Source organism: Corallococcus sp. CA054B (assembly GCF_003611625.1).
Taxonomy (GTDB): domain Bacteria; phylum Myxococcota; class Myxococcia; order Myxococcales; family Myxococcaceae; genus Corallococcus; species Corallococcus coralloides.
In genome coordinates this window covers 1-8,686 of sequence record NZ_RAVY01000293.1, presented here as the reverse complement: position 1 = coordinate 8,686, position 8,686 = coordinate 1, and the positions used below count along the sequence as shown (strand labels likewise).

Below are 8,686 nucleotides of genomic sequence, written 5' to 3'. Positions count from 1 at the left end.
CCCCCGGGCTGCCCCTTCAACGCGGAGTTCCTGCCGCCCAACCTGCGCAAGCACGTGGACCCCAACGCCCCCGTGCCCCTGCGGATGATGGCGGCCAAGTCCCTGGTGCCGCTCAATCCGGCGGACATGCTGGGCGCCCTCTACATGCTCACGTTCGACCCGGACGCGAACGTGCGCGAGACGGCCGCCAAGACGTCCTCGGGCCTGCCGGACCGCATCCTCGGCTCCGCGCTGCGCGACGAGGGCGTGCAGCCCCCCGTGCTGGGCTACTTCCTGGGCCTGCTCAAGGACAAGGAAGCCTACGCGGAGATGCTCGTCCTCAACTCGGAGACGCCGGACGACGCCGTGGCCAGCGTGGCCAGCACGTGCAGCCCGAAGGTGGCGGAGATCATCTCCCAGAACCAGCTGCGCCTGCTGCGCAACGAGGACATCATCCGCGGCCTGTGCGCCAACCCCGGCGTCCCGGTGTCGCTGGTGGACAGCGTCTGCGACTTCGCGGTCCGCAGCGGCCTGGTGCTGGCGGACGTGCCCGCGATGCAGGCCGCGCGCGTGCGCATCTACGGCCCGCAGGCCGCCGCCGCGCCGCCGGATCCGGGCCCCACCGCGGAGGAGGTGCTCAAGGAGCTGGGCACGGAGGCGCAGGCCGAGGACGCCGCTCCCATGGAGGAGGGCAAGCGCATGACGCTTGCTCAGCGCATCATGAAGATGTCCATCGCGGAGAAGATCAAGCTGGGCACGCTGGGCAACAAGGAGGCCCGCTCCGCCCTCATCCGCGACACCAACAAGCTCGTCTGCGTGGCCGTCATCCGCAGCCCCCGCATCACCGACGGCGAGGTGCTCGCGTGCGCCGCGAACCGCGCCATCAACGAGGACGTGCTGCGCGTCATCTACAACAACCGCGAGTGGACGAAGATGCAGAAGGTGAAGCTCGCGCTGGTGAAGAACCCCAAGGTGCCGCTCACTGTCACCATGAAGTTCCTCAACACGCTGCGCGACGCGGAGCTGAAGGAGCTGTCCCGCGACAAGAACGTGCCCGCCGCCGTGCAGTCCTTCGCCAAGAAGCTGCACGAGAAGAAGACGGCCCCCAAGCAGGCGCCCGGCGGCAAGTAGCCGGGCCGTGGAGCGGGGGAGGGCGGCTCAACCCGCGCCTTCCCCCGACTCGTCAGGCGGTACCGCGGTGCTTCAGGCCGCGGCTTCCTCGTCGGCGTCGTCGCCCACGGCGGTGCCCGGCTCGTCCAGCAGCTGCTGCGCGATGGCCAGCGCCTTCTTCGTCTTCTCGCGCAGCTTCTCGTCGCCCTTGATGCGCGCGTAGAGCTTCGTCACGCGCTCCTCGTTGTGCGCCGCCGCCTGCTCCAGCTCGGTGATGCGCGCGCGCAGGCCGTCCGCCTCCGCGGCCGCCTGGGCGCTCTGGTTGGAGAGGTCCGCCTGGGCCTGCTCCAGCTGGCCGCGCAGGCCTTCCAGCTCGCCGCGCAGGCCCTCCAGCTCGCCCTGCGCCGCCTCCACCTGCGAGCGCAGCCCTTCGGCCTCCTCGCGCGCCGCCTGGAGGTCCGCGTCCTGCTGGGCCAGCTGGGCGCGCAGGCTGTCCGCCTCGCCCTGGAGCGCCTGGGCATGGACCTGGTGCTGATCCAGCTCCGTCTGGAGCGCGCCCAGCTTCGCGGTGGCGCCGCGCGCCTCCTCCTTCGCGGTGGCCAGCTGCTGATCCACGCGCTTGCGCTCCGTGGTGAGCTGCTCGGTGCGCGTGGTGAGCGTCTTGATCTGCGCGTCGCGGCGGTTCAGCTCCTCATCGGAGGTGGAGGCCTTCTGCTCCAGCTCCAGGTGCTGATCCTTCAGCTCGATGATCTCCTGGTCCTTCTGGTTCAGCTCCGACTTGAGCCGCAGGATCTCCTTGTCGCGCTTGTTGACGGTGTCACGCAGCGCGAAGGTGTCCTTGTCGCTCTTGCCGGCGGTGGAGCGGGACGCCTCCAGCTCCGTGGCCTTCTCCTGGAGCTCGGACTCCAGCGACTGCACGCGCTCCTCGACCTGCGTCGTCTCCGAGCGCGCGTCCTCCAGGGCGCTCTGCAGCTCCGCCACCTTCGCGCGCAGGTTGCGCAGCTCCGCCAGGTCCGCGGCGGACGGGCCCGGAGCGGCGGCCGGCGTCACCGGAGCGGCGACGGGCTCCGGCTCCACCGGCGGCATGAAGCCGATGACGGTCTTCTCCTCCGGCTCGTCCAGGCCGCCCAGCATGTCCAGCGAGTCGTCGTTGTCCGGGCCCAGCGAGTCGAGCGCGGAGATCTCCTCCAGGCCGGACGGGGACTCCATCTCCTCCGGCGGCGCGACGACGGGCTCCTCGGGCGTGCCCGTCACGGGCTCGGACATGTCGCTGAAGGCGTCGTCGAGCATGTCCAGGTCTTCCCCGGCCACCGGGGCGTCCTCGCCCGTGTCGACGGCGATCTCCTCCGAGCCGAAGTCCGTCGCGGGCTCCTCACCCAGGGAGTCCAGCGTGAGGCTCTCGTCCTCCACCACCTCGTTGCTGACAGGCGGCTCCGGGAAGCCGATGACGCCGCCCACGCGGTCGATGAGCGCGTCCGTGTCCACCGGCTTCGCCACGTACTCGTCCGCGCGCGCCTTCAGCTTGCTGTGCGCCGCGAAGCCGTCCGGGCTGCCGATGATGACGATGGGGACCGTCTTCAGCTCGTCGTCCTTCTTCAGCTTGCCGCAGATGAGGTAGCCGTTCTGTCCCGCGGACAGGTCCACCGCGAGCACCACGAGGTCCGGCCGCTCACGGCGGATCAGCTCCACGCTGCCCTTGCCGTCGCCCGTCGTCTGCGCGGAGAAGCCCCGCGCCTCCAGGGCCTGCTGCAGGTTGGTGGCGAGGGTGGCGTCGCTTTCGACGATCAGGATTCGCTTGGACATGAAGGGACGGCCATCCTGGGGGTGCGGCGCGCGGTGTTTCACCGCGAGAGACAGCAGCGGCGGCGCGCGAGAGTGAAGACGCCGTCGAGGCTATCGGCCATGTGTGGGACCGTCAATCTTCACACCGGGCGCAACGCCCGGTATTCAGTTGAGCAGCCGACCACCCGAGCCCCCGCTATCCGAGGGCTTCAGGGCTGTAGCGAGACAGGCTGCACGCTCACCGCGGGCTTCATCTGCGCGGGGCGCACGAGCCCGTTCGAGCGGTGCTCCTGATCCCGCAGCATCTGCAGGATGGCGGCGTCGTCCAGGTCCGTCACCAGCTCGTAGGTGACGTCCTGATCACGCCACGTCACGACGTTGTACGCCTGGCTCGAGTCCACGGCGACGTTCTCCACCGTGGGGCCCTCGTCCTTGATCACCCGCTGCCCTGTCGCCGGATAGACGAACACGCCGATGTTGCGCTTGGGCTCGTTGGTGAGGCGGGGCTGCGTCTCGTAGCTGACGTATACGACTTCCTGGCCGTTGAGCGTGGAGAAGCGCGCGCCCACGGGCTGCGCCTGCTGGAGGCGGGGCAGGGTGATGCGGTGCTCCACCTTGTCGTTGAACCACGCTTCGATCTGCTCCGGCGTGCCCGCGACGAACTCCAGGGGCCGCTGGCGCGTGTGGCGCTGCACGGCCTCCAGGATGGTGGCCTTCTGCGCCTTGCCGGACTGATACATCATCCAGCCGCCGCTCACCGTCACCACCACCAGGGCCATGGCCCCGGCGCGCAGCCACTGGCTCACCTGCGCGCGGCGGTGCTCGCGGTGCAGGCCGGACTGGATGCCCGCGCGCAGCGACGCCGGCGCGCGCGTGCCCTGGGCGGAGATGGAGTGCTTCGCCGCGCGGCGAAGCGTCTGACGAAGCTGCATCTCCTCGTCCACGCGCGCGACACACGCGGCGCAGCCTTCGAGATGCGACTCCACGTCGTGGCGTTCCTCGGGCTGGAATTCACCGTCGAGGTACGGATACAGCAACCGCTCGAGTTCCTGGCAGGTCATGGGCGCTCGATGAGGTGGGCGGAGGGACTGCGACGCCCCTCCAACCTCTTTCTAGCCTGCCTTCTTCCGGCGCCGGAACTCTTCCAGATCCGCGGGAGCCTGCGCCGGCTCACCGTCGTGCCGGAATACGCCCTGGCCCTCCGCGTACTCGCGCAGCGTCTTCTGCAAGAGCTTGCGGCCGCGGAAGAGGCGGCTCATCACGGTGCCCACGGGGCACTCGAGGATCTCCGCGATCTCCTTGTAGGAGAACTCCTGGAGGTCCGCGAGGATGACCACCAGCCGGAAGTCGATGGGCAGCGAGTCGATGGCGCGCAGCACGTCGTCCGACAGGAGCCGGTCGAAGAAGTACTGCTCCGGGTTGGCCGCGAAGTCCGTCGCGTCCCGGCTCACGAAGCGCTCATGCACCGCCTCGCGCTCCACGCCCTCCACCACCGTGCGCTCCTTCACCTTGCGGCGATAGCGGTTGATGAAGGTGTTCGTGAGGATCTTGAAGAGCCAGGCCTTGATGTTGGTCCCGCGCTCGAACTTGTCGAAGAAGCGGTAGGCCCGCATGCAGGTGTCCTGCACCAGGTCCTCGGCGTCGCGCTCGTTCTTGGTCAACCGGAGCGCCGCCGAATACAGCGGGTCCAGGTGTGCGAGCGCCAGCTCTTCGAATTCCTGCTTCGTCCGGTTGGGTTGCCTGAAGTCCAGCATCATGCTCCCGCCTTCCAGGGGCCCGAAATGATTGGGGAATGCGTCGCCTGCCTAACGGTCAATCTATGCACCGGAACAGACGGGTCAACAACGCTTTCCCCTGCCGCGCCGCCCGCATGCCCGCTTCTGGAGTGCGGAGACGCTCGGCGGGATCATTTATTCCACAGGGTGGGAACCGGACAGGACACCCGTACAACCGTCCCCTCCAGGCAACCGCTACATCACTTCTTGCCGCTGAGTGCGTCCATCAGGGGCACATAGTCGTACCCCATGTCCTTGGCGACGGCCTCGTAGGTGATGTGGCCGTTGTAGGTGTTGATGGCGCGCTGGAGGGCGCGGTCGGACTTCACGGCCTCCACCAGGCCCAGGTCCGCGATCTTCCGCGAGTAGGGGCGGGTGGTGTTGGTGAGCGCGAAGGTGGACGTCTGGGGCACCGCGCCGGGCATGTTCGCCACGCAGTAGTGGACGACGTCGCTCACGGTGAAGGTGGGGTTGTCGTGCGTGGTGGGCTTGCAGGTCTCGATGCAGCCGCCCTGGTCCACCGCCACGTCGACGACGACGGAGCCGGGCTCCATCTCGCCGATGAGCTCACGCGACACCAGCTTCGGGGCCTTGCCGCCGGGGATGAGCACCGCGCCGACGACGAGGTCCGACTCGCGCACGGTGCGCGAGATGGACTCCGTGTCAGACGCCAGCGTCTGCGCGCGGCCGAGGAACACGTCGTCCAGGTAGGTGAGGCGCTCCAGGTTCACGTCCAGGATGGTCACTTCCGCGCCCATGCCGACGGCGACCTTGGCAGCGCACAGGCCCACCACGCCACCGCCGATGACGGCCACGCGGCCGCGGCGCACGCCGGGCACGCCGCCCAGCAGGATGCCCTTGCCGCCGTGGGCCTTCTCCAGGCACGCGGCGCCCACCTGGATGGCCATCTTGCCGGCCACCTCGGACATGGGCTTGAGCAGCGGGAGGCTGCCGTCGTCCAGCTGGAGCGTCTCGTAGGCGACCGCGGTCACCTTCTTCTTGATCAGCGTCTTGGTCAGCTCCGGATCCACGCCGGCCAGGTGGAAGTACGTGTAGACGATCTGCCCGGGCTGCATGCGCTCGTACTCCGGCGCGATGGGCTCCTTCACCTTCACGATCATCTCCGCGCGCTTCCACACCTCATCCGCGCTGCTGATGATCTGCGCACCGACGCGCTGGTACTCCGAATCCGGGATGCCGGAGCCGACGCCGGCGTTCGTCTCGACCAGCACCGTGTGCCCCGCCATGGTGAGCGCGCGCACGCCCGCAGGCACCATGCCGACACGGTACTCGCGGGTTTTGATCTCCTTGGGGACTCCGACGATCACGACTGCCTCCGACGAATGGGGGACTGCCTGGAAAACGTGGCGGACCCATAGACCAGGGCATGAGCGCTTTCAAGGCGCGCTCTGGCGTGGAAACGGGCCGGCCGTGATGGGCCTCATTCATCCATCCATATGACGCGAGGCGTTGGACGCAGGGCGGCCCACCCGTGTTAGTTAACAGTGCATGACGCACGCGCCGAAACTGCTCTTCGCCGACCCCAAGGGCCGGGTCATGGAGCATCCCTACCTCATCGCCACCCTGCGCAGCGGCGAGGAGCTGGTGCCCCCGCAGGACAAGCCCATCGCCCTGCCAGCGGCCGGGCGCCTGGTGCACCTGCCTGGCCGCCTGCCCGTGGGCCTCAACCCGGACTCCGGTGAGCTGGAGCTGGTGCGCGAGATGAAGGTGGGCGGAAAGACCTTCGTGCCCAATGCCGTGGGCGCGCTCTTGCCCCCCGGCTACACGCGCACGTTCCTGCCCGGAGAGGTGAAGGGCAGCGGGCCGGTGCTGCCGCAGTGGGCGTACACGGCGGCGGCGTGGGGAGAGAAGGGGCCGCTCGCGTGGGCCATCCACACCGACCGGCGCTCGCACTGGGAGCCGGAGGCGTACTCCACGCCGGAGCTCAAGGGCCTGGTGTCCGCGCACATGAAGCGCTTCCCGGACAGCCGCGTGCTCAAGCAGCTGAAGACGTGCGCGCTTCTGTACCGGTGCTTCACGTCGCAGAACATCTTCTATGCGCGCGACGAGGGCGCCATCCCCGCGTCGGTGATGTGCAACGCGCGCTGCGTGGGCTGCATCTCGGATCAGCCCGCGGACGGCCCGCCGGCCTCGCACGAGCGCATGGATGACGGCCCCTCCGCGGAGGAGATGGCGGCCATCGGCCTGTACCACCTGGAGCACGCGCCGGGCCGCACCATGGTGAGCTTCGGCCAGGGCTGCGAAGGCGAGCCGCTCACGCGCTGGAAGTTCATCGCGGAGTCCATCCGCCTGATGCGCGCGAAGACGGACAAGGGCTCCATCAACATCAACACCAACGCCAGCCTCACGCACGGGCTCAAGGCCCTGCTGGACGCGGGGCTGGACGCCGTGCGCGTGTCGCTCAACTCCGCGTCCAAGGGGCTCTACGAGGCCTACTACAAGCCGGTGAAGTACGGCTGGGAGGACGTGGAGGCCTCCATCGCGCTGGCCCGCGAGCGGGGCGCGTACCTGGCGCTCAACCTGCTCCTGTTCCCCGGCGTCACCGACCGCGAGGGCGAAGTCCAGGCGCTGGAGAACCTGGTGCGCAAGTACCGCGTGGACCAGGTGCAGACGCGCTCCTTGTGCATTGATCCGCTCCAGTACCTGGAGGTCGCGCGCGGCGTGGGCGCGGGCGGCGAGCCGGTGGGCATCCGCACGCTGCTCCAGCGGCTGAAGGCGGCGCGGCCGGGGCTCATCATCGGCAACTTCGCGCGCGGCCTGGACGAGCGGGAGAACGCCGCGGGCTCACCGGAGGTTTGACCGTCCGGGAGGGAAGGGCTACGCAGGACGGCATGTCCGCTTCCTCCTTCCGTTCCGCGTTCCGCCTCGCCGTCTTCTGTCTCTCCTCCGGCGCCGTCCTCGGTGCGTGCAGCAAGGCGCCCGAGGAGCCGGAGTTCGACCACGGCCTGAAGAAGCCGCTCGTGCGCAAGCTGCGCGAGGAGCTGGCGGAGACGCCGTGCGACAAGGCGAAGGCGCAGCAGCTGGCGCAGCTGCTCCTGGACACCGGCGACATGAAGGGCCTCACCCGCGTGACGGACACGTTCGGTGAGAAGTGCGGCCCCAACATCGTCCTGCTCCAGCTGGCGTACACGGCCAACGCGCGCGCCGGAGAGAAGGAGCTGGCGCTGAAGGCGGCCACCGCGCTCGTCACGGCGCAGCCGGACAACGCGAGCTACCACGTGTGGCGCGGCCTCTCGCTGGAGGCGCTGGGGCGAACCGAGGAGACCGCGGCGGCGCTGCAGAAGGCCTTCGACCTTCAGCCCGGCCAGCGTCCCATCCTCAACTCGCTGGTGAAGACCTACGACGCGCTGGGCAAGCCCTGCGAGGCGCTGGCCGCGTACCAGCGCTTCGTGGAGAACGCGAAGCCCTCCGAGGCGAAGTCCGCGGAGGTGCAGGAGCAGCTGCAGGAGCGGGCCGCCAAGACGAGCTGCCCGGCCCAGGAGACCGCGGCGCCCGATGCGTCCGTGACGCCCGAGGCGGCGGCGAAGCCCTGAGGCGCGCGGCGACTACTCGGCGCCAGGGGGCATCAGCTCCTTGGCGACGAGGTTGCCCATCACGGCGTCCTTGGGGATGTAGCCGTCGGCGCCGGCCTCGCGGCAGATGCGCTGGAGCTCCTCGACGTTCTCACCGGAGCACAGCAGCACCTTGATGCCCTTGAAGAGGCTGTTGCTCTTGATGAAGCGGCAGAACTGTTCGCCGTTCACGTTGGGCATGCGCACGTCCAGCAGCACCAGGTCCGGGCGCGTCTGCTTCTTCAGGATGATCTTCGTGGCCTTGTCCGCGGTGTCCGCGACGTGGACCTCGAAGCCCTTGGAGACCAGGTCCGCTTCGATGATCCGCGCGGTCATCTCACTGTCGTCCACGATGAGGATGCGCGGCTTGCGCCCCCCGGCGGCCATCGGCGCCTTGGGGAGTCCGCCGGAACCCGTGGCGGGTGCGGCCGGAGCCGCAGCGGGAGCAGGGGCGGCGGGGGCCGCGGC

General features: G+C 69.2%; 8 protein-coding genes. 3 read left to right on the top strand and 5 right to left on the bottom strand.

All coding sequences use genetic code 11. The annotated features are described in order from the left end of the window. Positions 1-1,110: hypothetical protein (locus D7V80_RS38845; RefSeq protein ID WP_233586054.1), on the top strand; the 1,110-nt coding region annotated here is incomplete at its 5' end. A gap of 72 nt (positions 1,111-1,182) precedes the next feature. Here D7V80_RS38845 and D7V80_RS38840 read toward each other — a convergent pair. From D7V80_RS38840 to ald, 4 genes are all read right to left on the bottom strand, one after another. Next, complete coding sequence (locus D7V80_RS38840; RefSeq protein WP_120592846.1) at positions 1,183-2,892, bottom strand: response regulator; 1,710 nt, start codon at positions 2,890-2,892, stop codon at positions 1,183-1,185. A gap of 188 nt (positions 2,893-3,080) precedes the next feature. Then, positions 3,081-3,932 carry an anti-sigma factor gene (locus tag D7V80_RS38835; RefSeq protein ID WP_120592845.1) on the bottom strand — a complete coding sequence of 284 codons (852 nt, stop codon included), beginning with the start codon at positions 3,930-3,932 and terminating at the stop codon, positions 3,081-3,083. 51 nt (positions 3,933-3,983) lie between these two features. Continuing rightward, a complete protein-coding gene (locus D7V80_RS38830; RefSeq protein ID WP_120592847.1) occupies positions 3,984-4,625 on the bottom strand; it encodes a sigma-70 family RNA polymerase sigma factor in 642 nt (213 codons plus the stop codon). Between the two features lie 221 nt (positions 4,626-4,846). Next, complete coding sequence (gene ald, locus D7V80_RS38825; protein ID WP_120592844.1) at positions 4,847-5,974, bottom strand: alanine dehydrogenase; 1,128 nt, start codon at positions 5,972-5,974, stop codon at positions 4,847-4,849. Between the two features lie 181 nt (positions 5,975-6,155). Here ald and D7V80_RS38820 point away from each other — a divergent pair, with 181 nt between their 5' ends. Then, the gene (locus D7V80_RS38820) at positions 6,156-7,466 is read left to right on the top strand and encodes a radical SAM protein (protein ID WP_120592843.1); all 1,311 of its coding nucleotides are present in this window, start codon (positions 6,156-6,158) and stop codon (positions 7,464-7,466) included. A 32-nt stretch (positions 7,467-7,498) separates the two neighbouring features. Then, the gene (locus D7V80_RS38815; protein WP_120592842.1) at positions 7,499-8,200 is read left to right on the top strand and encodes a tetratricopeptide repeat protein; all 702 of its coding nucleotides are present in this window, start codon (positions 7,499-7,501) and stop codon (positions 8,198-8,200) included. A gap of 12 nt (positions 8,201-8,212) precedes the next feature. On the opposite strand, the gene D7V80_RS38810 is transcribed toward D7V80_RS38815, so the two are convergent. Next, positions 8,213-8,686, bottom strand: a 474-nt coding sequence (locus D7V80_RS38810) for a PleD family two-component system response regulator (protein WP_147447363.1), incomplete at its 5' end; no start/stop codon positions are given.